Origin of the sequence: Microvirga sp. KLBC 81, assembly GCF_003075415.1 — a bacterium.
Classification (GTDB): domain Bacteria; phylum Pseudomonadota; class Alphaproteobacteria; order Rhizobiales; family Beijerinckiaceae; genus Microvirga.
The window spans coordinates 73,616-95,378 of sequence record NZ_QDAH01000005.1 but is presented as its reverse complement, the minus strand read 5'-3'; the positions used below and the strand labels follow the sequence as shown (position 1 = coordinate 95,378).

Here is a 21,763-nt window from a genome sequence, read left to right as displayed (position 1 = left end):
CCCATGGCGTCTTCTCAAGAATCCCTCGTTGCGACCCTGGTCGCCAACCCGTCCCAGCCGATCGTCACGGACGACCTCGTGGCCATGGCGGCGCGCGCGCTTGGACATGAGACGGAACGCACCATTCTGGCAAGGGGAATCGCAGCGGACCTGATCCTCCCCGCCCCTGCCGAGGCCAAGGCCGTCGAGGCAAACCTCCGCGCTGCCCTTCGGGGACAGCCCGTCGATATCATCGTGCAGCCCCTGGCCACCCGCCGCAAGCGCCTGTTCCTGGCGGATATGGATTCCACCATGATCGGCCAGGAATGCATCGACGAGCTGGCCGATTACGTGGGCCTTAAACGCGAGGTTTCGGAAATCACCGAGCGCGCCATGCGGGGCGAGATTGCCTTCGAGCCGGCGCTCCGTGAGCGCGTGGCGCTGCTGAAGAACCTGCCCGTCGGCGTCGTCGACGAGATCATCGAGAAGCGCATTACCCTCACCCCCGGCGGTCGCGCCCTGGTCCAGACCATTCGAGCCAATGGCGGCTACACGTGCCTTGTCTCCGGCGGCTTCACGCTTTTCACCGGCCCAGTGGCCGCGATGGTTGGTTTCAACGAGCACCGGTCCAACCACCTGACCGTCGAAGACGAGAAGCTGGCCGGCCTCGTGGAAGAGCCGATCCTGGGCCGCGAGGCGAAGCTCGCGACGCTCATCGAGCTGCGGGAGCACTTCAAGCTCGCTCACCACGAGACCATGGCCGTGGGCGATGGCGCGAATGACCTCGCCATGCTGGGCGAAGCAGGACTCGGCGTTGCCTTCCGTGCAAAACCCGCTGTGGCGGCCGCTGCTCACGCCCGCATCGATCACGCGGATCTGACCGCGCTTCTTTATGTACAGGGACACCGGGCAGAGGAGATCGTTGCGGCGCCGGCTTAAGCAAAACCCAGGCGCCGCAACATCTGCACTACTCTTGAATGAAGGTGAGCAGGTCGTTGTTGAACTGCTCGACCTGGATCTGCGCCAAACCATGCGCTCCGCCTGGATAGATCTTCAGCGTCACATTCGGCACGATCTTGGATGAGAGCATGGCCGACGCCGCGATCGGCACGATCTGATCGTCATCACCATGGATGATCAGCGTCGGCACATCGATCTTCTTCAAATCTTCCGTGAGGTCGGTCTCGGAGAACTGCTTGATGCAATCGTAGGCCGATTTGATGCCGGCCTGCATGCCCTGCTGCCAGAAGGCCATGCGAAGACCTTCGGAAACCTTCGCCCCCTCTCGATTGAAACTGTAGAAGGGAATGGTGAGGTCGTAGAAGAACTGCGACCGGTTGAGATAGGTGTTCTTTCGAATGTCGTCGAAGACCTCAAGTGGTGTCCCCTGAGGATTCGCATCCGTCTTGAGCATCAGCGGTGGAATCGCGCCTACCAGCACGGCCTTTGCTACACGCTGCGTTCCATGGCGACCGAGATAGCGCGTGACTTCGCCTCCGCCTGTCGAGTGGCCGACGAGCACGGCATCCCGCAGGTTCAGATGGTCGATCACGGCGGCGAGATCATCCGCATAGGTGTCCATGTCGTTGCCGGTCCAGGTCTGGCTCGAGCGCCCATGCCCGCGCCGGTCGTGCGCGATGACGCGATAGCCCCGTTCCCCGAAGAAAAGCATCTGCGCATCCCAGGCGTCAGCACTCAGCGGCCACCCATGAGAGAAGACGATGGGCTGACCATCGCCCCAGTCCTTGTAGAAAATCTCCGTGCCGTCTCTTGTCGTAATCGTGCTCATAGCTCTGCTCCTGATGCCCCTTTGTGGAACGCGGGCAGCTCATTCGCGCGCTCGGCTTCACGGCCAGCGGCTGTGCCTCATTGGGTTTTCACTGAACTGACTGGAATACTGAACTGGACAAGAATGTCGTCGGATTGCGGGAGGCACGATCCGTGCGGGCTCTCCGGCATCAACATATCCTGATGAGCTATGACCTTTATGACAAAGGTATGGCGGTCAGGCTTTCTGGACCTGCATCCGCCTCACGATATCCGCCACCACGGTGGGATCGGCCACAGTCGACGTATCGCCATGGTTCTCAAAGTCACCAGCCGCGATGCGCGTGAGGATGCGGCGCAGGATCTTGCCTGAGCGGTTCTTCGGCAGTTGCGCTGCCCACTCGATGCGATCGGGCGTCGCGATGGGGCCGATGCGGGTGCGAACGATCTGGATGAGATCGCGCTGCAATTGCTGGCTCTCGGCGACACCTTCCTTCAGCGTCACGAAGGCGAAGATGCCCTGCCCCTTGATCTCGTGCGGGAAGCCCACGACGGCAGCTTCTGCCACGGACGGATGTGAAGCGAGAGCCGCCTCCACCTCGACCGTCCCGAGACGATGACCGGAGACATTGATCACATCGTCCAGGCGGCCTGTGATCCAGTAATAGCCATCCGCATCTCGACGCGCGCCATCGCCGGTAAAGTAGAATCCGGGATAGGTGCTGAAGTACGTTTTCAGGAAGCGCTCGCGATCGCCATAGATCGTGCGTGCCTGTCCTGGCCATGAATCGGCAAAGCACAAGCCTCCTGACCCCTCGCCTTCAACGATCTTGCCGTCGCTGCCCAGCAACGCGGGACGCACGCCGAAGAACGGCTTCGTTGCGGAGCCCGGCTTCAACGCCATCGCACCCGGCAGCGGGCACAGCAGAACCGCGCCCGTTTCCGTCTGCCAATAGGTGTCGATGATGGGGCAGCGCCCACCGCCGGCAACCTCGTGATACCAGAGCCACGCTTCCGGGTTGATCGGCTCGCCCACGGAGCCCATGATCTTCAGCGACGAGAGATCGTGCTTGCGCACCGGACTCTCGCCTTCGCGCATCAGCGAGCGGATGGCAGTGGGCGCGGTGTAGAAGATATTGACCTTGTACTGCTCAATGATCTGCCACCAGCGCGATGCAGCGGGCCATGTGGGCACGCCTTCGAAGAGCACGATGGTCGCGCCATTCGCGAGAGGCCCATAGATCAGATAGGTATGCGCCGTCACCCAGCCCACATCCGCCGTGCAGAAGTGGATGTCGCCGGGGTGATAATCGAACATCGCCTTGAAGCTCGCGGCCGCATGCACGAGATAGCCGCCGGTCGTGTGCAGCATGCCCTTCGGCTTTCCCGTAGAACCGGAGGTATAGAGAATGAAGAGCGGATCCTCCGCACTCACCTCCACCGGCTCGCAGACATCCGGCACTTCCGCCAGAGCCTCATCGTACCAGCGGTCACGTCCGGCCTTCATGGGAACATCGCGCCCCGTGCGGCGAACCACGAGCACATGTTCGACGAAAGGAAGGTGTTCGAGAGCCGCATCCGCATTCTTCTTCAGCGGAACATGTTTGCCGCCGCGCATGCCCTCATCGGCCGTGATGAGAACGCGCGAGCGGCAATCCTCGATGCGCCCTGCAAGCGCCTCCGACGAGAAGCCGCTGAAGACGACCGAATGGACAGCACCGATGCGTGCACAGGCGAGCATCGCGGCGATCGACTGATGAACGACCGGCAGGTAAACGCTGACGAAATCGCCCTTCTTCACGCCGAGCTTTTTCAGCGCATTCGCAAGGCGGGAGACCTCGCCGTGAAGCGCGCTCCATGTGATCCGTTTCGTCTCGCCAGGCCTATCGCCCTCCCAAAGGATCGCGGCGTTATTCCCGCGGACGGCGGCGTGGCGATCGAGACAGTTGAAAGACGCATTCAGCCGGCCATCGGCGAACCATTCAATGACGACATCCTCGGGCGAGTAATGCGTGTTCTTCACCTGCGTGAACGGCTTCGACCAGTCGAGGATCTGCGCCTGCTCCCGCCAGAAGGTCTCCGGATCGTCAATGGATTGCCGATAGAGCCTCTCATAGGCCTCGGCATTAACGTGAGCTGATGCTTGCAGGCTGGCGGGTACGGGGAAAACGTTCTGGGTCATTGAAGATCATCGCTGGATTCACGAGCGGCTCAAGGCTCGTTGAGGAGGCAATGGCCCCCAGATGCCTCCATGGCGGACGCTATGTCAACCAAAACGTTCTTTATTTAGAACATTGCATCATGAAAAAGGCGGCCGAAGCCGCCTTTCTTGAGAGATTTCAGATAGTTACTCGATAGACAAAGCCACGAAGCGAACCTCGCCCTGAGGATTGGCGACCAGGAGCAGCGCAGACTTGCGCCCTTGAGCCTTCAGGTCGTCGATCTTCTTGGTCACGTCCGCCGGGTTCGTCACCGGCTCCTGATTGACCTCCACGATCACCTCGCCGGCCTGGATCCGCTTGTCGGAGGCCGAGGAATTCGGATCGACACGGGTGATGACCACGCCCTTCAGGTCGTCCTTGAGGCTGAAGCGGCGGCGCAGCTCGTCCGTCATGCCGGACATGCTGAGGCCGAGAGCCTGGCGCGTGACGCTCGGGGCTTCCGCAGGCGGCTGCTGCAGGCTCGCCTGCTTTTCACCGTCCTCGAGGCGGCCCAGGGTCACTTTCTTGGTCATTTCCTGACCCTTGCGCACGATGGCTACATCGACCTCCTTGCCGACAGGCGTAGAGGCGACGATGCGCGGCAGGTCACGGGAGTCCTTCACGTCCTTGTTATCGAATTTGACGATCACGTCGCCGACCTCGAGACCGGCGGGCTTGGCGGGACCTTTCTCGTCGACCCCAGCGATCAGAGCACCACGGGCAGAGCCGAGGCTCAGGGCCTCGGCGGTGGCGTCATCCACATTCTGGATGCGCACGCCCAGCCAACCGCGACGGGTCTCGCCGAACTCTCGCAACTGATCGATGATCGGGACAGCCGTGGAAGCCGGAACGGCAAAGCCGATACCGACCGAGCCGCCGGTGGGCGACAGGATGGCCGTGTTGATGCCGATGACCTCGCCGTTCATGTTGAACAGCGGGCCGCCGGAATTGCCCTTGTTGATGGCGGCATCGGTCTGAATGTAGTTGTCGTAGGGACCGGACTCGATATTGCGGCCGCGTGCCGACACGATACCCGCCGTCACCGATCCGCCGAGGCCGAACGGGTTGCCGATCGCCATCACCCAATCGCCAGGGCGAAGGCCATCGGAATCGCCGAACTTCACGGCCTTCAGGGGCTTGTCCGACTTCACCTTGAGAACGGCGAGGTCGACCTTGGAATCCTTGCCGACGATCTCGGCCTTGAGCCGTGTGCCGTCGGAGAAGATGACACTGATGTCGTTGGCGTCGCCGATCACGTGGTTGTTCGTGACCACGATACCCGACGGGTCGATCACGAAGCCGGAACCCAGCGAGTTCGAGCTGCGCGGACGCGGAGGCGTGTTGTCACCATTGCCCTGGCCACGGCGGTTGAAGAACTCCTCGAAGAGGTCCTCGAACGGGGTTCCCGGCGGCAGCTGAGGCAGGGTGCGGTTCCGGGCCTCGACAGTGGTTGAAGCGGAGATATTGACCACGGCGCCGGTCACCTCCTCCGCCAGATCGGCAAAGGACTCGGGCGCCGAGCGGGCTGAGGCGGGAAGCGGCATGGCGGACGCGACAAACGTCATGGCCGCAAAGAAAGATGCCGCCAGCCGGCTTACGCGGCGCGGAGACGGCGCCTTAGCGCATCGTGCGGAAAAGTGGTCCCGGCATTCGCTAGCGCGGCCCTTCGGGTCGCTGACGCGGACCTCCGGTTCCGCATCAACGATGCGCTCGTCAATGGGAGAGAGCATCGGATTGACCCCAAAAGTGCATTCCACTTTTGGGTCCGATGCTTTGGCGGAGAGCGCCAGCGCATTCGTGGCTTGAGTCATCGAAAACCCTCTTTTGAGAATGAGATATAGATTGTCGTTCTTGCCCGCCATTCAAGCGGCGAATGCGGCAGAAGCTGGGCCGTTGCCTTAAGCAAACCAGCGCACCAGCCATATGATGCCAAGGCCGATGAAGGCCGACACTATGCCGACAAGACGCATCTGATCGCTCGGGCTGTGCGCGGCCTCGTACATGGCACGGCGCATTCCATCAGGGAAGGCCGCAAACAAAAGGCCCTCGACCGCGAGAGCGAGGCCGAGGGCTGCAATCAAGTCCAACATCAGGTCTTACTGAGCAGGAGCCGGCTGGGGAGCCGGGGTTGAGGGAGTGCCTCCATTGGGCCTGCCCGCAGACCCGTTGAAGTAGCGGAAGAACTCTGAGTCGGGGCTCAGAACAAGGCGCGTGCTGGTTCCCTTCAGGCCTGCTTCATAGGCCTGCATGGAGCGGTAGAAGGCGAAGAACTCGGGATCCTGGCCAAAGGCCTCGGCCAAGATGCGGTTGCGATCCGCATCACCCTGGCCGCGCAACTCTTCAGCTTTGCGGTTGGCCTCGGCGCGAATGATCGTGGCCTCGCGCTCAGCCTGTGCCCGAATGGTTTGAGCACGCTGCTGGCCATTGGCCCGCAGATCCGCCGCCTCGCGCTCACGCTCGGTACGCATACGCTGATAGACGGCCTGACTGTTTGCCGCAGGCAAATCGACACGTGTGAGACGCACGTCGATCATCTCGATCCCGAGGCTGCGTGCCTGGCGGTTCACGTCTTCCTGAATCCGGTTCATCAACCCACCACGTTCCGTGCGAACGATGGCATCGCGCGAGGCATTGGCCAGAACATTGCGCATGGCCGAGTTAGTGAAGCTCTGCAGGCGCTGATTGGCAAGAGCGATGTTGCCGACAGCCTGATAGAAGCGGAGCGGATCGTTGATGCGGTAGCGCGTGAATGCATCGACCTCGAGGTTCTGGCGGTCGGCGGACAAGACGGTCTGCACCGGCAGATCGAGATCGAGCACCCGTTTCTCGAAATAGGTGACGTTGTCGATGAGCGGCATCTTGAACTTCAAGCCCGGCTCGGAGATCGCGGATTGCACGGCACCGAAGCGCAGCACGAGTGCATATTGCGTCTGCTGGACGATGTAGATCGAGCTGTAGAGAACGATGGCGACTAGAGCCAGAAGGATCAGGAAACCTGTGCGAAGCGCAGAGTTATTCATCGCGTGGCTCCCTGACTGGTGGTGGCGCTACTCTGGGATTGCGGCACTTGGTTGAGCGGCAGGAAAGGCACGACCCCCTGCCCGTTCTGATCGACGATGATCTTGTCGACGCTGCCGAAGACACGCTCCATCGTCTCGAGGAAGATACGCTCGCGGCTGACGTCAGGCGCCTTGCGATACTCCTCATAGACCTGACGGAAGCGCGCAGCCTGACCGCTGGCGTCGGCCACGGACTGCTCGCGATAGGCTTCCGCCTGCTGGATGGTGCGGGACGCTTCGCCCCGCGATTCGGGAACGATGCGGCTGGCGAAGGTCTCCGCCTCGTTCTGCACGCGCACCGCATCCTGCTGTGCGGCGTTCACATCGAAGAAGGCCTGCTGGACCTCGGACGGAGGACGGGCTGCCTGAAGCTGCACCACGTTGATCAGCACGCCTGCGCCATAGGCATCGAGCGCTCCCTGCATGATCTGGCGCACTTCCTGGGCGACACTCGCCTGCTCGGTCGTAAGGATAGCTTGAATGTTACGCCGGCCGATCACCTCGCGCATGGCGCTCTCGGCGACGGACTTGATGGTGCCATCGGGGTTCTGCAGGTTGAACACGTAATCCTGCGGACGCGCGGGATTGATCTGCCAGACCGCATCGAAATCGATGTCCACGATGTTCTCGTCGGCGGTGAGCATCAGGCTTTCCTCGATCACGTCGCGGGCGCGACCCTGGCCGGTCGCCGTGGAGCGGTAGCCGACCTCGACGCGCTGCTGCGCGGTCACGTTCGGCTTGATCACCCGGCCGATCGGATAGGGATAGTTGTAGCGCAGGCCCTCGCCGCTCGTGCTGCTGTACTGGCCGAAGATCATATTGATGCCGACTTCGTTAGGCCGGACCGTGTAGAAGCCGGTCAGCAACCAGATGGCGACGACGCCGAGGACGAGGAGGATCAGGCCCTTGCCGCCCATGGAGCCGCCGGGGATGAAATCCTTCAGGCGATCCTGGCTGCGGCGCAGGATATCCTCAAGATCGGGCGGATTTCCGTTGCCCTGCGGGCCGCCGGAGCCCCACGGGCTCTTGCCGCCTGATCCGCCACGCTGCCCCCAGGGGCCACCGCCGCCGCTTTGGTTACTCCAAGGCATAGGACGCCTTTCCTCACTCTGAAAAGACCGGCTGCGAAGCCGATGGGAACTTAAGACGGTTTTGGGTTTTGCCTATTCCGCCTGTCAAGCCTGCGAATTGGGGATTCAAGCGCCGTTCGTCAACCTTAAGCAAGTCAAGAGCGCCTTTCGAGATCAATAAAGGTAAACGGATGCTCGTCATCAGGACCCTTGGGATGTGCAATCCGGGCCGTTTCGCGGAAGTGTGAACGATCGATCGGCGGGAAGAAGGCATCCCCTTCCGGAGCGGCAGCGACTTCGGTGAGGTATATTTTCTGCACATGCGGCAGGGCGATCTTGTAGATCTCGGCACCTCCCACCACGGATATTGCGTCGGCGGCCATCGTCTTGGCAAGCTCCTCTCCCTTGGCCACGGCCCCGTCCCAGCTGTGGACGACATGAACGCCCGGGGCGGAGAAGCTGACATCACGCGTGAGCACGATGGTCTCACGCCCCGGCAAAGGCTTGCCGATGGATTCAAAAGTTTTGCGACCCATGATCATGGGCTTGGCCATGGTGAGTTCGCGAAAGCGCTTCAGGTCCGAGCGAAGACGCCAGAGCAGCTTGTTGTCGCGTCCGATGACGCCGTTCTCGGCCACAGCGACAACCAAGATGAGAGGAATCGCCATCACGCCTCCGCCAGTTTGCTGAGCGCTTCGCCCGTCACGCGCTGGACTGTCCATTCGTCCATCGGCACGGCGCCGATGGAGCGATAGAATTTCAGCGCCGGCTCGTTCCAGTCGAGCACCCACCATTCGAGGCGCGGCAGACCCTCGGCCACACAGCGTTGCGCCAGATGCCTCAGCAACGCCTTGCCGATGCCGTTCGAGCGGAACTCGGGCCGGACGAAGAGATCTTCCAGATAGATGCCGTGACGCCCGCGGAAGGTGGAAAAATTGTAGAACCACAGGGCAAAGCCTGCGGACCTCCCCTCCCACTCGGCGATATCCGCAAAAGCGCGCGGGTTCGACCCGAACAGCGCCTTCGCAATATCGGCCTCGGTCGCGTCAACTTCGTGAACCAGCCGCTCGTACTCGGCGAGTTCCTTGATGAAGGCGACAATCAGCGACGCGTCGCGCTCTTCAGCTTTGCGGATGGTGAGGGTCATTGGGCTTGTACTGAAACTCGAAATTGCCGTGGATTCAATCCGCTTCGTCCTCAGCGAGGACACGGCGCGGCGATCCCCATTCCTCCAGAATGGCATTCATGTCGTCGAGCACGAAGAAGCGGGCGCTGTCCACGTCGTATCCTTCGTCGAGCAGATTGTCGTAATCGGTGAGCCTGTGGCGGATATACGAGGTGATCGAGAGCCACGCCGCCGTCTCGGGCGAAGCCGTGTGGAGGCCGCGGCTGCCGAGGGCGTGATCCATCACGGACTCGAACTCATGCTTCGGGATTCGTGGAGCCAGAACCCGGATGGCGCCCTCGATAGCTTCGCGCCTGTTCATGCGCGTCAAACCGCAACAGGCGCCTTGATGGCGGGATGCGGATCATAGTCCTCGATGGCAATATCATCGAAGGTGAAATCGAACAGCGACCGCACAGCCGGGTTGAGTCTGAGCTTCGGCAGAGCCCGCGGCTCGCGCGAGAGCTGCAGGCGCGCCTGCTCCAGATGGTTCAGGTAGAGATGCGCATCGCCGAAGGAATGCACGAAATCGCCCGGCTGAAGCCCTGCGGCCTGCGCCATCATATGCGTGAGCAGCGCGTAGGACGCGATGTTGAACGGCACGCCGAGGAACACGTCCGCCGAGCGCTGGTAGAGCTGGCAGGACAATCGTCCTTCCGCCACGTAGAACTGGAACAGGCAGTGGCAGGGCGCGAGCGCCATCCTGTCGAGATCCGCCGGGTTCCAGGCGGAGACGATCAGGCGGCGGGAATCGGGATTGCGGCGGATCTCGTCGAGCACCCATTGGATCTGGTCCACGGTGCCGCCATCGGGCCGGCCCCAGGAGCGCCACTGCTTGCCGTAGACGGGACCGAGATCGCCGTTCTCGTCCGCCCATTCGTCCCAGATCGTGACGCCGTTCTCCTGCAGGTAGCGGATATTGGTGTCGCCCTTCAGGAACCAGAGCAATTCGTGAATGATCGAGCGCAGGTGAAGCTTCTTGGTTGTGACGAGCGGGAAGCCCTCGCTCAGATCGAAACGCATCTGATGCCCGAAGACGGAAATCGTCCCGGTTCCGGTCCGGTCGTCCTTGCGGACGCCCTCATCCATGATGCGGCGGAGAAGGTCGTGATAGGCGTGCATGGGGTGCTCCTGCCCTCATCATATGGCAGCCACCCTGCCCTTCCGAGTCACTTTTAACTGCTCTTCGGGTTATCCCCGCTCTTTCAATTCGGATTTCCGCCACCTATATTGGGGTTGCCGGTCGCGAGACCGGCTATGGCGATAAACGGCTATCGGAATAAACCCATCGGACCCGGGGGCGGTACCCGGCGCCTCCACCAAAGCCCAAGCCCAACTTGGGTTTCGGCGGGGGCGAAATAGGATCGACGAGGGCGTAAAGGATAGACTTTCGCTCGGCATGGTTCCGCCGACATCGGGCCGATTCAATAGTTGCCAACGACAACTATGCTCCGGTTGCAGTGGCTGCGTAACGCAGTCCCTAATACCGACTCAAAGCCCTAGCGGTTAGCACCGTTAGGCGGGGTTCGGAGGCACCTGGCAACAGAAGCCTCCACTTCTATTTCTGAATAGGGACCGCCTATGGCCGGCAAAGACCTGATCCGCTACGATCTTCTGGTGCAGGACGCGCTGAAAGGCGTCGTGCGCAAAGTGCTGATCGATGCAGGCAAGGACGGCCTTCCGGGCGAACACCATTTCTACATCTCCTTCCAGACGGATTATCCCGGCGTTCGGCTCTCGAACCGCCTGCGCGAAAAATATCCTCAGGAGATGACCATCGTGCTTCAGCATCAGTTCTGGGATCTGAATGTCACCGAGCATGCCTTCGAGGTGGGCCTCTCCTTCTCCGGCATTCCCGAGCGGCTGCTCATCCCCTTCGATGCGCTTACCGGCTTCTTCGATCCCTCCGTCCAGTTCGGCCTGAAGTTCGATGGCCAAGATGAGGAGGAGGACGAGATCGCCGAGGCTCCGCCCGCGCCGCAGCCTGTGCGCGGCTCCGAGCCCGTGGAGCTGAAGCAGCCCCGTAAAGCCCCCGCGGCTGCGGAGAAGAAGTCCGCTCCCGAGAAGGCCCCGGTCACCAAGGTCGAGCAGACCGAAGCATCTCCTGCTCCCAGGCCGGAATCGGCAGACGCCAATTCCTCCGGCAGCGCCGAGGTCGTGAGCCTCGACGCCTTCCGCAAGAAGAACTGACCCTCACTCCTGATACAGTCCAGAACGTCCCTCCTGTCATGGCGGTCCCGGGACGTGATCCGGGATCAGCCCCGATCCTCCGCGTGTGTTCGCCTCGTCTAGACTACCCTCCGCGTCATGGCCGCACCTGTTGCGGCCATCCACGTCTTAAGAGCCCCTCGAGGGTGAAGACGTGGATCCCCGGCCCAAGCCCAGGGATGTGACGCGGGAGATATCGGATGGGGCACCGTATGTTCTCACTTTGTTCTTGACTTCTGTCCTAAGCTCGGCTATATCGTGTCTTGTCCCGGCTCACCGAGGGGCGCGCTCGCGAGGCGTCGCAGGTTGTGGAGCCGGGGCACGGTCCTGCGGAGGAGGCTGAACGCCAGCCCACCGGCAGGAGGCCGCCCGCAGGTCCCGAGCGACCGCTGCGGTGTCCGCCTAAAGAAGCCGTGCGCGAGGAGCCGTCGGGTTCCAAGCATCATCATCAGACATCGAGCCGGACCGCTCCTCGCGCCCCCTCGACCCATTCACCCTCGGCAGGCTCGCCAGCCGAGGCCGCTTCCGTTTGGCTCTTTGACATCCTATGCCCGTGCCATCCCCCTGGCAGTCCGAAGGCCCCGGAAAGGGGATCCCTCGCGCAGCGCGTGCGAGTCGATTCCCTTCCCCTCCGATGGCTACGCCATCTCCGGCCGGGAATGACGGGGGTGCATGAAGGGCTGCCACGCTTGCTGTCGCTCAAGGCGAGCGATGCGTCAGGCGCATCGGCAGACCGCCGCGCGGTCTCAAGGTGATTCTCTGCACGGGCATCACCTCATGGCCTTCGATAAGATCGAGCCGCACCGCCCGGGCGATGGTGGCAAGCACGATGACAGCCTCCTGAAGCGAGAAACTCGCACCGATGCAGACCCGAGGACCGGCTCCGAAAGGCAGGTAGGCGAAGCGGTCGATGCGGCTCCGCTCTTCCGGCAGGAAGCGCTCGGGCCTGAAAGCGTCGGGCTGATCCCACAGCTTCCGATGCCGATGAAGAACATAAGGCGCAATCGCGACGACCGAGCCGGCAGCAATAAGCAGATCCCCGATCCGATCATCCTGGATCGCGGTCCGGCTCATATAAGGTGCAGGCGGGTAAAGACGGATCGCTTCGTCGATGACCGCGCGCGTATAGATGAGCCGGTCAAGATGACGTGGCTCGAAGGGCCCCTGCCCCAACACCTCATCCACCTCCTGCTCGATCCTGGTGCGGGCCCGCTCATCCTGAGACAGGAGATAAAGCGACCATGAGAGGGCGTTGGCCGTCGTCTCGTGCCCGGCCCCGATGAAGGTCACGATATTCGCCCGCACCTCAAGGTCGCTCAGGCCCTTGCCGGTTTGGGGATCCGAAGCCTCCAGGAGAAGGGTCAGCAGGTCCCGAGGAGCAGGCTCGCCGCGGGCAAGCAAAGCCTTTCGGCCCTCGATGAGTTCGTTGACCGTCTCTTCGAAGAAGCGAATGGCCGGTCTGGCACGCAGGCGGCCTATCCTCGGAATCCACTCCGGAAAACCGAAGATATCGAGAGGGTCGACCCGCCCCAGACTGTTGAAATAGCGCGTAATGGCCCGTCCGAGCGCGTCCGGGTCCTGCGGCACCCCATGGGTGAAGATCGTCCGCTCCAGCACGTCCAGCGTCACGCGGGTCATCTCCAGCGGGGCATCGACCACGCGCCCCTCCGGGCGTCTTTGCCAGCGTCGGACGAGGTGTTCTGCTGCCTCGGCCATAGCCGGGAAGAAGCCGCTGACATTGCGGGGCGTAAAGAGCGGCGAAATGGTGCGCCGCTGGAGCTTCCACTCCTCTCCCTCGGCTGTAATGAGACCGCGCCCGAAACCTGGCGCAAGGATACGGATCTGGAGGTCGTCTTTCCGGTAATTGGCCGCGTTGTCGACGAGGATATAGCGGATGATGGCCGGGTCGTGCACCACGGTCAGATGACCTAAGGCGCCCTCGCCCGCCAGGACCAGTTCCTCGAAATGCTGCTCCATCCAGGTGGTGATGGGGTTTTCGCGAACGGCTCTCAAAAAGGCCAGGGTCCCGAGCGGCTCTGTCCGTGGTTTTGGGGCCGGTGGGCGGAAAAGCGGGGCCTCCAGGGCGTCAGTCATCCGAATTTACAAGCCCGTTATGCGGCCTTCGCTGTTGCGAGCGCCTGAGTTTGAGATAAGAACACGCAACTCCATCGAAAGAGGTCAGGATGTCGCCCTCAACCCGCACCGAAACAGATACCTTCGGCCCCATCGAAGTTCCCGCCGACAAGCTCTGGGGCGCTCAGACGCAGCGTTCCCTCCAGAACTTCCGCATTGGCACCGATCGGATGCCCCTCCCCCTCGTTCATGCGCTGGCCATCGTGAAGCAGGCCGCCGCCCTTGTGAACAAGGATCTCGGCAAGCTGGATCCCCGCCTCGCTGACGCCATCGCCTCGGCGGCCGCCGACGTGGTGCAGGGCAAGTATGACGGTGAGTTCCCCCTCGTGGTCTATCAGACGGGCTCGGGTACCCAGTCCAACATGAACATGAACGAGGTGCTCTCGAACCTGGCCATCGAGCGCCTGGGCGGCGAGCGCGGCAGCAAGAAGCGGGTTCATCCCAACGATCACGTGAACATGGGCCAGTCGTCCAACGACTCGTTCCCGACAGCCATGCACATCGCCGTGGCACGCGAGATCAACGACCGCCTGCTTCCCGCCCTCAAGCACCTGCTGAAGGCGCTTGAGGACAAGGCCGAGGCCTTCAAGGACCTCGTGAAGATCGGCCGCACGCACCTGCAGGATGCGACGCCGGTCACGCTCGGCCAGGAATTCTCCGGCTATGCCGCTCAGGTCCGTCTCGGCATTGCCCGCATTGAGCAGACGCTGCCCGGCATTTATGCGCTTGCCCAGGGCGGCACTGCCGTCGGCACGGGCCTCAATGCGCACCCCGAGTTCGCCGACCGTTTCGCTGCGAAGGTTGTTGAGCTGACCGCCCTTCCTTTCACCTCGGCCACCAACAAGTTCGAGGCCCTCGCCTCCAACGACGCGCTCGTCTACACACACGGCGCGCTGGCGAGCCTGGCTGCTGGCCTCTTCAAGATAGCCAACGACATCCGCCTCATGGGTTCCGGCCCACGCTCGGGCATCGGCGAGATCTCGCTGCCTGAGAACGAGCCCGGCTCGTCGATCATGCCCGGCAAGGTGAACCCCACCCAGGCCGAGGCCATGACGATGCTGTGCTGCCAAGTGGCCGGCAACCAGACCACGGTGACCTTCGCCGGAAGTCAGGGCCATTTCGAGCTCAACGTGTTCAAGCCAGTGATCGTGAATGCCGTGCTGCAGTCGATCCGCGTGCTCGCGGATGGCGCGATCAGCTTCACCGACAACTGCGTCGTCGGCATCGAGCCGAACAAGGATCGCCTGAAGGAGCTGATGGAGCGTTCGCTCATGCTCGTGACGGCGCTCGCTCCGAAGATCGGCTACGACAAGGCCGCAGCGATTGCGAAGTCCGCGCATAAGAACGGCACGACCCTGAAGGAGGAGGCCCTCAAGGCTGGCGTGTCATCTGATGACTTCGACGCTGTCGTTCGTCCCGAGACGATGCTTCAGCCGGGCGAATAAGCGACAACCGCGCCATGGCTGAGATCATCAATCTGCGCCAGGCGCGCAAGCAGAAGGCGCGGGCCGAGAAAGAAGCCCGCGCCGAACAAAACCGTATCACCTTCGGCCGCACCAAAGCGGAGAAGGATCTGACCAGGGCCGAGCGGGATCTGGCGCGACGCCGCCTCGACTCCCACAAGCGCGACGAGAACGAGAAGCCTTGAATGGGCTCTGGCATCGTCAAGCGCTCCGTCTCCATTGCCGGTCACCGGACCAGCATCTCTCTCGAAGAGCCGTTCTGGCAGATTTTGCGCGAGATCGCCGAGCGCGAGAAACTTTCCATTCAAGCCCTGATCGGACGCATCGACGCCGAGCGCGGAGAGCAGAACCTCTCCTCGGCCATTCGCGTGTTCGTTCTGATGGATCTCCGCAGCCGCGGATGAGAGCCGCAGAGAGGCGCTCCTTGCCGAAAGGCTGAAAAAACTTATCGTTCAGGATTGTCGTAGATGCGCGGCGGAGCATCGAGCTCCACCGGCGGATTCAGCGGCGGCACCGATGTTTGCGCGGGCGCTGCTTCTTCCTCCGGTTGTCGCTGTTGCTCGGATTGTAACCGCTCTGCCTCACGGCGCGCCCTCTCGGCCTCTGCCTGAGCCCTCAGCTGGCGGGCAGCTTCTTCAGCGGCGGCTTTCGCGCGCTGACGCTCTGCTTCCTGCTGCGCCTGGATCTGGCGCTGACGCTCGGCGGCAGCGCGCTCGAAGGCTTCGATCTTTTCGAGCTCACGCTTGAGCACGATGGCGGCGAGCCCGTTGCGGAATGGCCCCGCATCCACCTCGCGCACGGGAGCGGCCATCGGACCACGCCAGTTCAAGCCAATGGACGGCGGAGCGCCGGTCCATCCGGCAGGCGATGTCCTGGAAACGAGCGAACCCCGCGCATCGAGTTCCAACCTATTGAGATCGAACGTCACCCCACCTTGCCAAGTCGACGGCCCGCTTTCGATCGCGAAAGGCGAGAGCCGCAACGATCCGCCCACGAGTGCCGCCGATGTCTTGACCGTTTGCGCGGTGAGCGCAGCACGGCCCAACTCAGCATTGATGATGGCTTCGGCCTTACCCTCGACGAGAGGTTCGTTCTCGGCCAAGGCGCGCTTGAGCGCACGGTCGAACACGGCAGGATCGGCATTCGGTACGCGCAGCTTCGTGATCGTCCAATCACCTGCACCACCAAGGGCCGATACGAGTTCGGACGTGCTCTCTCCCGCTGTACCGAATCTGAGATTGCCGGACAGGATCGCCTCGATGGGCGACGAGCCACCAAGAGCCCAAAGCGGCACGCTATCGAGCGCGCCTTCGCCGACGACCGTCGCCGTCGCGCCTTGGCGTGTGATTGTGGTGGAACCCGTGAGGCGACCGGTGCCGATGCTGGTGTCGAGATTGCGGATCGAGATGCCGTCGCTTTGAGCCTCAATCATGAAGCTCGCACGCGTGCTCTGAATGCCGCGCCCGAGATCGAGGTTACCAACCCTGAACGTCACCTGCCCACCGCTTACGAGCCGCCCGCTCTGACCGAACGTGGCGTTGGACCAGATCGCGGTGGCATGAGGATCGCCCGGCACGTTGAGCGCCAGCGCCGCCGTGAGCCATGGCAGCGAAAGCCTGTCGAGAGAAACCTCACCGCCGATCTCCGAACGGGAGCGGACATTGAGGCTCGCCTGCACGGTGTTGCTGGCGACCTGCCCCGTCACATCAACGCGGCTCGCATCGCGTTCGCGTCCCAGCGTGATGCGGGCCTTCACCGGAACAGGCGGATTCACGCCCGCGCCATCGCCCAGCAACAGCAGGAAGGGGGTGACATCGGCTGTCACGAACTCCGCTTCGCCGCTATCCACCACGTCATCATTCTCGCTCAGAGAGAAAGGCCGCAGAGTAGCAATCTGCGCCCCTGCCACCTCACCGGCGAAAGTGACGTTGAACTGGCCGGAGCCGACGCGGGTGCCGCGAAGATCGATCCGGGATGGACGATGAAGACCCGCCATGCTGCTGCGGTTCACCCAGCGGCCCGTATTGTCCGTTGCGAGAGTAAGATTGAGGTTTTCGGTCCGGCCATCGACAGAATCGACGCTGCCCTCGATCGTGCCACCTGCCGCCGTTCCCTTCATCATCGTGCGCAGGCGCAGCTCAGTGGAGCCAGGAGGCGGAGCGACGCGCTCGGTGCCCACCTGCACATTGAGTGCACCTTCACGCAGGAAATGCGGCACGAGCTTGGAGACCCCGCCCACCCACACGCTGCCGAGCAGATCGATGAGAGGAGCAGCGCGCTGTGCAGTCACCTTGCCGGTGATGCTGCCGGAGCCATCAGGCGCGATGCGTCCACTCACACGAGCATTGGCACCAGCGAGATCCACGATGTCGAGGTTCTCGACCAGCAACGCCGGGCCATCGGAGAGAATGCGTGCGGTGATGCGGCCAGTCGCCGAGCTCTTGCCCGCGCTGACGCCGCGCGCCTCGAGGATGAAGCCGACATCGACATTCTGCGTCGCCTCGAACACGCTGGAGAGCTGCGGCAGGTGATCGAGGTTCAGGTTCTGGACCGCAACCTGCGCTTCCAGCTTGCCGCGTTCATCGGCGTCGGGCGCGGTATAGCGCAGATTACCGGTGGTAACGGCATCGCCGATCTTCACGCGCATGCGGTTGAGCGAAAGAACCGGATTGTTGAAGACGATATCCGACGATGCTTCGACAGGTCGCCCATCGAGGACGTCGAGGAAAGGCGAGCGGATCCTGATACGGTCGAGATAACGCGCCAAACGATCCGATGCGTTTGAAGCGAGTGCCACCTTGCCTTCGATGCCGCCCTGTGTCGTCAGACCGAGCTGACCTTCGAGCGCCACCCGCGTCTCGCCGGGAGCGTTGAACTCGATGCGATCGAGCCGCGCCTTGCCCCGCTCGAGGGACAGGCGGAGATTGGCATTGGAGAGATCCTCCTGTCCCAAACCGATGCTGTCGATCTTGAGGTCGAGCTCGATGGGAACGGTGATCGGAGGAAGCGACCAATCCTTGAGGCGCGAGGCGAAATCCCGACCGCTCGAGGACAGAATGAAACTGTCCGCATCGAGCCGCCGTCCTTCTAGCTTCAACGCAATGCGCGGATCGGTGATGCCGATGCTTCCCTCGCCGGTCATACGCAAGCTCGCGCCGCCCTCGCCTGCCTCCAACGTCACGGAACTCAGGGCAACGGCGCCATCAGCCGTCGTGAAGTCAGTTTCGACAGCGATCGGAATGGGAATGCCTGCCGCTGCGACCTGAGCCGGAGGGCCGAACAGAACCTTCGCCTTGCCCGAAATATTCGGAATCGTGGCTCCGGCCGCCGCATCGTCCAGCGCGAGACGAGAATCGATATCGAAGCGGGGATAGATATCGCCGCCTCCTGAGAGCTTGATCTGGACGGTCTTGTCCTCGCCCAGCTCACCCGTCACGAGACGGAACGGTACGCCTGACGTGGTGCCCTCGACTCGCCACGGGCCGATGAGCTTCTGCCCCTCGATCTGGACATTTTCCGCAAACGCCTGGTTCGTGTGGCCCGTGGTCGTCCTCTGCGTCGTGACCAGAAGCTGGCCGATATTGAGGCTCTCGATGGCCCATTCGCGGCTGCGCCCGCTGCCTGAAACGAGATCGGGCGGCAGGCGCCAGTCACCTTTGCCTGAAACCGGAACCTGGATATCGGCCCGGCCGATCTGAGTTGCTGTAAAGCGGACCTCGCCCCGCAGAAGCGGCGTAAGCGCGATCTCAGCCAGAACGTTATCGGCCGTCAGAATGGGGGAATCGGGTGTCTTGCCGCCAAGTTGCAGCCGGTCGAGGACGATCCTCGGCTCCGGCAGCAGACGAATACCGATGCTGCCCTGCGTGCGCGCCTCTGTTCCCGAGGCACGCGAAATCATCCCATCGATCGTGTCGCGGTAATCCTCCCAGGTCATGAGAGGAGGCGCCGCAACGGCAATCGCCAGGATCAGGATCACAATGCCTGCGATGATCGTCAGGATATCGCGCAAGAGGTTTATTGTCTCCGTTTCACCTTATCTCTTAGCTCACGGATCATGGGATCGGGAGCGCTCCGAGCGCTCCTTCCACCATCAAAGTGCAACGATCTTGCCCGGATTCATGATGTTGTGCGGGTCTATCGCCCGTTTCAAGACGCGCATGAGGTCAAGCGCGGCTTCTCCATGCTCAATCTCCAGATATTTCATCTTTTTCTGTCCAACGCCGTGCTCGCCGGTGCAGGTGCCTTCCATGGCAACGGCCCGCTTCACGAGCCGGTCAACGAAGGCCTCACAGGCGGCGATTTCCGCAGGGTCATCCGTATTCACAAGCGGTTGAACATGGAAATTGCCGTCACCCACATGGCCCACGATGGGAGCGATCATGCCGCTTTCCAGAATGTCCTTCTTCGTCTCGTCCACGCATTCGGCGAGCCGCGATATCGGCACGCAGACGTCGGTCGCCACCGATTGCGCGCCGGGGCGCAGGCCTCGGGCTGCCCAATAGGCATCGTGCCGGGCTTGCCAGAGGCGCGAGCGTTCTTCGGGCTTCGTGGCCCATTCGAAGGGCTGGTCAGTGAACTCCGCCGCAATCTCTCCGAAGCGCTCGGCCTGTTCCTGCACGCTGACGTCGGTGCCGTGGAATTCAAGCAGGAGCAAGGGGCTCTCCGGCAGGGAGAGCTTTGAGTGAAGGTTCACTGCCCTCACCTGCACCTCATCGAGCAGCTCGATACGTGCTACCGGGATGCCGGACTGAATCGTCATGATCACCGCATCACAAGCAGCCTTGACCGTCGGGAAGGGACAGATGCCCGCCGAGATGGCCTCCGGAATGCCCTGCAGCTTCAGGGTGATCTCGGTAATGACGCCGAGCGTGCCCTCGGAGCCGATCATCAGCCGGGTGAGATCGTAGCCTGCCGAGCTTTTCTTCGCGCGGCTTGCGGTCTTCACGATCTCGCCGTTCGGCAGCACGACGGTCAACGAGAGCACCACGTCCTTCATCGTGCCGTAGCGGACGGCATTGGTGCCGGAGGCTCGCGTGGCGACCATGCCGCCGATGGAGGCATCCGCTCCCGGATCGATAGGGAAGAACAGGCCTTTGTCGCGCAGGTGTTCGTTCAGCTCCTTTCGGGTCACGCCCGCCTCGACCACGCAGTCCAGATCTTCGTCATGGACGGCGATAATCCGTTTCATCAGGCTCAAATCGATGCAGACGCCGCCATCGGGCGCGTTGATGTGGCCCTCGAGCGATGTGCCCGTACCGAAGGGAATGATCGGCACCCCCTTCGCTGCGCAGAGCTTGACGATCTCGGAGACCTCCTCCGTCGTACGGGCATAGACCACGATATCTGGAGGCTGGTTCTTCACCCAGGTCAGCGTATGGCCGTGTTGCTCGCGTACGGCAGCAGAGATCACCACCCTTTCGCCGAAGCGGCTGGAGAGTTCCGCCGTCAGGTCAGAAATGGCGGCTTCGGAGGGTTTGGGGCGGCCAGGTGAGAGAATGGCGTTCATCTTGAGATTGCGTTCCGATTACGGGGCTCGTTATCCATACCTACCAAAACCTTCCTGAACGCAATACGCTAAGCCGCAAATGGGCCAATTAGCCCATGCATGACTGGTAGATATGTGCTAACATTCGCGTCCTGGCTAATGAGAGGGTGATGCTTGTGACCGGCATCGAGGGAAGGAACTGACTATGGAGAAGAGGACCCCGGTGTTCTTCTTCGCCCCGTTCGTGTCGTCCATAATGGGTGTCGAGCCAGCCTGGATCGACTACAACGGCCATATGAACATGGCTTATTACCATGTGCTGTTCGACCGCGCCCTCGATGAGGGCTTCAGTCTTCTCGGCCTTGGCCCGGAGTATGTGGAGGAGCAAAAGGCCTCCTTCTTCGCCGCCGAGATCCACACTCTCTACAAACGTGAACTGAAGGTGCGCGACCAAGTGCGCGTAACCGTTCAGCTCGTCGATTACGACGAGAAGCGCGTGCACTATTACATGGAAATCCGCCATGCGGCGGAGGGTTGGGTAGCCGCCTCCATGGAAGGTCTGTCCCTTCACGTGGACATGGAAACCCGGAAGGTCTCACCCTTCCCTGACGATATCACCGCCAATCTCGCCGTGATGAAGGCCGCCCATGCCCGCTTAACGAGGCCTCAGGCCTTGGGCCGCATCATCGGCATTCCGGCCCGCCTCGAGAAGCACGAAACCCTGCTCGCCTCCGGCACCCGTCACTAGCGCCTCCTGCGGAACCGGAGGTCCGCGCCCGTGAAAAGCGGACCCGGGTTTCCGCCAACTACGATCCGCTCCTCAGACAATGGGCAGCGGATGAATCCCCAAAGTGGATTCCATTCCACCTTTGGGTCCGATGCTCTAGCAACGGACCGCGCCGGGAGGGCAACGATAAGGAGAGGTGATCGGCGGACTGGAAAACAGCCTCTGCCGCTCGATGTCCTGCCTGATCTGCCCGCTCTTGAGCCGAAAATCCTGCTCCAGGGATTGGATACGCCGCTCCTGCTGCATATTGCGGTTGAGCTCCTCCACGTGACGCTCTGCCCGGCTCTTGCGCGGCAGGCGCTCTGTTTGAGCATCAACCGGCAGAGGCAGAGCAAAACTGAAGCCAATCAATGCTGTGACAAGGAAACGCATGGGACATTCCTTTCGGAACCTTCTCTCCCCATATGGCGATGAAAGTCTTTTCCGACAACGTTCGCACCCAAAGC

General features: G+C 62.1%; 20 protein-coding genes and 1 other RNA gene. 7 read left to right on the top strand and 14 right to left on the bottom strand.

The genetic code is table 11. The annotated features are described in order from the left end of the window. Positions 1-3: 3 nt before the first annotated feature. Positions 4-918 (top strand): phosphoserine phosphatase SerB, encoded by a 915-nt coding sequence (gene serB / locus DC522_RS05600; RefSeq protein WP_116527713.1) that lies wholly within the window; start codon positions 4-6, stop codon positions 916-918. A gap of 28 nt (positions 919-946) precedes the next feature. Here serB and DC522_RS05595 read toward each other — a convergent pair whose 3' ends face one another. The 10 genes from DC522_RS05595 to DC522_RS05550 all read right to left on the bottom strand — a co-directional run bounded on the left by DC522_RS05595 (position 947) and on the right by DC522_RS05550 (position 10,363). Continuing rightward, entirely contained in the window at positions 947-1,768 is an 822-nt protein-coding gene (locus DC522_RS05595; RefSeq protein ID WP_116527712.1) for an alpha/beta fold hydrolase, read from the bottom strand. 216 nt (positions 1,769-1,984) lie between these two features. Further along, positions 1,985-3,928 carry an acetate--CoA ligase gene (acs, locus tag DC522_RS05590; RefSeq protein ID WP_116527711.1) on the bottom strand — a complete coding sequence of 648 codons (1,944 nt, stop codon included), beginning with the start codon at positions 3,926-3,928 and terminating at the stop codon, positions 1,985-1,987. A 165-nt stretch (positions 3,929-4,093) separates the two neighbouring features. Beyond that, a complete protein-coding gene (locus DC522_RS05585) occupies positions 4,094-5,758 on the bottom strand; it encodes a DegQ family serine endoprotease (protein ID WP_245443985.1) in 1,665 nt (554 codons plus the stop codon). Positions 5,759-5,845: 87 nt separating this feature from the next. Beyond that, positions 5,846-6,037 carry a DUF2065 domain-containing protein gene (locus DC522_RS05580; RefSeq protein WP_116527710.1) on the bottom strand — a complete coding sequence of 64 codons (192 nt, stop codon included), beginning with the start codon at positions 6,035-6,037 and terminating at the stop codon, positions 5,846-5,848. Positions 6,038-6,043: 6 nt separating this feature from the next. Continuing rightward, positions 6,044-6,967: a protease modulator HflC gene (gene hflC / locus DC522_RS05575; RefSeq protein ID WP_116527709.1), complete on the bottom strand. Its 924-nt coding sequence runs from the start codon at positions 6,965-6,967 to the stop codon at positions 6,044-6,046. Beyond that, positions 6,964-8,097, bottom strand: a complete 1,134-nt coding sequence (hflK, locus tag DC522_RS05570) for an FtsH protease activity modulator HflK (RefSeq protein ID WP_116527708.1) — start codon at positions 8,095-8,097, stop codon at positions 6,964-6,966. The genes hflC and hflK overlap by 4 nt, the downstream gene beginning before the upstream one ends. A gap of 134 nt (positions 8,098-8,231) precedes the next feature. Beyond that, positions 8,232-8,744, bottom strand: a complete 513-nt coding sequence (locus tag DC522_RS05565; RefSeq protein WP_116527707.1) for a dihydrofolate reductase — start codon at positions 8,742-8,744, stop codon at positions 8,232-8,234. After that, entirely contained in the window at positions 8,744-9,223 is a 480-nt protein-coding gene (locus DC522_RS05560; RefSeq protein WP_116527706.1) for a GNAT family N-acetyltransferase, read from the bottom strand. Before DC522_RS05560 ends, DC522_RS05565 begins: the two co-directional genes overlap by 1 nt. Positions 9,224-9,257: 34 nt before the next feature. Continuing rightward, positions 9,258-9,563, bottom strand: coding sequence for a DUF2293 domain-containing protein (locus DC522_RS05555; RefSeq protein ID WP_116527705.1), 306 nt, complete (start codon positions 9,561-9,563; stop codon positions 9,258-9,260). Between the two features lie 5 nt (positions 9,564-9,568). Next, complete coding sequence (locus DC522_RS05550; RefSeq protein ID WP_116527704.1) at positions 9,569-10,363, bottom strand: thymidylate synthase; 795 nt, start codon at positions 10,361-10,363, stop codon at positions 9,569-9,571. 77 nt (positions 10,364-10,440) lie between these two features. Here DC522_RS05550 and ssrA point away from each other — a divergent pair. Beyond that, positions 10,441-10,798: a transfer-messenger RNA gene (ssrA, locus tag DC522_RS05545) on the top strand. A 24-nt stretch (positions 10,799-10,822) separates the two neighbouring features. After that, positions 10,823-11,431, top strand: coding sequence for an SspB family protein (locus DC522_RS05540; protein ID WP_116527703.1), 609 nt, complete (start codon positions 10,823-10,825; stop codon positions 11,429-11,431). Between the two features lie 717 nt (positions 11,432-12,148). Here DC522_RS05540 and DC522_RS05535 read toward each other — a convergent pair. Further along, positions 12,149-13,543, bottom strand: a complete 1,395-nt coding sequence (locus DC522_RS05535) for a cytochrome P450 (protein WP_116527702.1) — start codon at positions 13,541-13,543, stop codon at positions 12,149-12,151. 89 nt (positions 13,544-13,632) lie between these two features. On the opposite strand from DC522_RS05535, the gene fumC reads away from it, so the two are divergent. The 3 genes from fumC to DC522_RS05520 are packed head-to-tail and all read left to right on the top strand — an operon-like array spanning position 13,633 to position 15,449. After that, on the top strand, positions 13,633-15,027 hold the full coding sequence (fumC, locus tag DC522_RS05530; protein ID WP_116527701.1) for a class II fumarate hydratase: 1,395 nt from the start codon (positions 13,633-13,635) through the stop codon (positions 15,025-15,027). 14 nt (positions 15,028-15,041) lie between these two features. Continuing rightward, positions 15,042-15,230, top strand: a complete 189-nt coding sequence (locus DC522_RS05525) for a DUF4169 family protein (RefSeq protein WP_116527700.1) — start codon at positions 15,042-15,044, stop codon at positions 15,228-15,230. Then, on the top strand, positions 15,231-15,449 hold the full coding sequence (locus DC522_RS05520) for a ribbon-helix-helix domain-containing protein (RefSeq protein WP_116527699.1): 219 nt from the start codon (positions 15,231-15,233) through the stop codon (positions 15,447-15,449). Positions 15,450-15,490: 41 nt separating this feature from the next. On the opposite strand, the gene DC522_RS05515 is transcribed toward DC522_RS05520, so the two are convergent. Next, positions 15,491-19,054, bottom strand: a complete 3,564-nt coding sequence (locus DC522_RS05515; RefSeq protein WP_116527698.1) for an AsmA family protein — start codon at positions 19,052-19,054, stop codon at positions 15,491-15,493. A gap of 81 nt (positions 19,055-19,135) precedes the next feature. Then, positions 19,136-20,551: an FAD-binding oxidoreductase gene (locus tag DC522_RS05510; protein ID WP_116527697.1), complete on the bottom strand. Its 1,416-nt coding sequence runs from the start codon at positions 20,549-20,551 to the stop codon at positions 19,136-19,138. Positions 20,552-20,735: 184 nt separating this feature from the next. Between DC522_RS05510 and DC522_RS05505 the strand changes: the two genes are divergently transcribed. Next, on the top strand, positions 20,736-21,278 hold the full coding sequence (locus DC522_RS05505; RefSeq protein WP_116527696.1) for a thioesterase family protein: 543 nt from the start codon (positions 20,736-20,738) through the stop codon (positions 21,276-21,278). Between the two features lie 135 nt (positions 21,279-21,413). On the opposite strand, the gene DC522_RS05500 is transcribed toward DC522_RS05505, so the two are convergent. Continuing rightward, positions 21,414-21,689 (bottom strand): hypothetical protein, encoded by a 276-nt coding sequence (locus tag DC522_RS05500; RefSeq protein WP_116527695.1) that lies wholly within the window; start codon positions 21,687-21,689, stop codon positions 21,414-21,416. Positions 21,690-21,763 lie beyond the last annotated feature (74 nt).

What these genes read in the sequence shown, in the direction of transcription:
- serB (WP_116527713.1), top strand. Translation starts at nt 4, where the DNA reads ATGGCGTCTTCTCAAGAATCCCTCGTTGCGACCCTGGTCGCCAACCCG.
- DC522_RS05595 (WP_116527712.1), bottom strand. Translation starts at nt 1,768, where the DNA reads ATGAGCACGATTACGACAAGAGACGGCACGGAGATTTTCTACAAGGAC.
- acs (WP_116527711.1), bottom strand. Translation starts at nt 3,928, where the DNA reads ATGACCCAGAACGTTTTCCCCGTACCCGCCAGCCTGCAAGCATCAGCT.
- DC522_RS05585 (WP_245443985.1), bottom strand. Translation starts at nt 5,758, where the DNA reads ATGACTCAAGCCACGAATGCGCTGGCGCTCTCCGCCAAAGCATCGGAC.
- DC522_RS05580 (WP_116527710.1), bottom strand. Translation starts at nt 6,037, where the DNA reads ATGTTGGACTTGATTGCAGCCCTCGGCCTCGCTCTCGCGGTCGAGGGC.
- hflC (WP_116527709.1), bottom strand. Translation starts at nt 6,967, where the DNA reads ATGAATAACTCTGCGCTTCGCACAGGTTTCCTGATCCTTCTGGCTCTA.
- hflK (WP_116527708.1), bottom strand. Translation starts at nt 8,097, where the DNA reads ATGCCTTGGAGTAACCAAAGCGGCGGCGGTGGCCCCTGGGGGCAGCGT.
- DC522_RS05565 (WP_116527707.1), bottom strand. Translation starts at nt 8,744, where the DNA reads ATGGCGATTCCTCTCATCTTGGTTGTCGCTGTGGCCGAGAACGGCGTC.
- DC522_RS05560 (WP_116527706.1), bottom strand. Translation starts at nt 9,223, where the DNA reads ATGACCCTCACCATCCGCAAAGCTGAAGAGCGCGACGCGTCGCTGATT.
- DC522_RS05555 (WP_116527705.1), bottom strand. Translation starts at nt 9,563, where the DNA reads ATGAACAGGCGCGAAGCTATCGAGGGCGCCATCCGGGTTCTGGCTCCA.
- DC522_RS05550 (WP_116527704.1), bottom strand. Translation starts at nt 10,363, where the DNA reads ATGCACGCCTATCACGACCTTCTCCGCCGCATCATGGATGAGGGCGTC.
- DC522_RS05540 (WP_116527703.1), top strand. Translation starts at nt 10,823, where the DNA reads ATGGCCGGCAAAGACCTGATCCGCTACGATCTTCTGGTGCAGGACGCG.
- DC522_RS05535 (WP_116527702.1), bottom strand. Translation starts at nt 13,543, where the DNA reads ATGACTGACGCCCTGGAGGCCCCGCTTTTCCGCCCACCGGCCCCAAAA.
- fumC (WP_116527701.1), top strand. Translation starts at nt 13,633, where the DNA reads ATGTCGCCCTCAACCCGCACCGAAACAGATACCTTCGGCCCCATCGAA.
- DC522_RS05525 (WP_116527700.1), top strand. Translation starts at nt 15,042, where the DNA reads ATGGCTGAGATCATCAATCTGCGCCAGGCGCGCAAGCAGAAGGCGCGG.
- DC522_RS05520 (WP_116527699.1), top strand. Translation starts at nt 15,231, where the DNA reads ATGGGCTCTGGCATCGTCAAGCGCTCCGTCTCCATTGCCGGTCACCGG.
- DC522_RS05510 (WP_116527697.1), bottom strand. Translation starts at nt 20,551, where the DNA reads ATGAACGCCATTCTCTCACCTGGCCGCCCCAAACCCTCCGAAGCCGCC.
- DC522_RS05505 (WP_116527696.1), top strand. Translation starts at nt 20,736, where the DNA reads ATGGAGAAGAGGACCCCGGTGTTCTTCTTCGCCCCGTTCGTGTCGTCC.
- DC522_RS05500 (WP_116527695.1), bottom strand. Translation starts at nt 21,689, where the DNA reads ATGCGTTTCCTTGTCACAGCATTGATTGGCTTCAGTTTTGCTCTGCCT.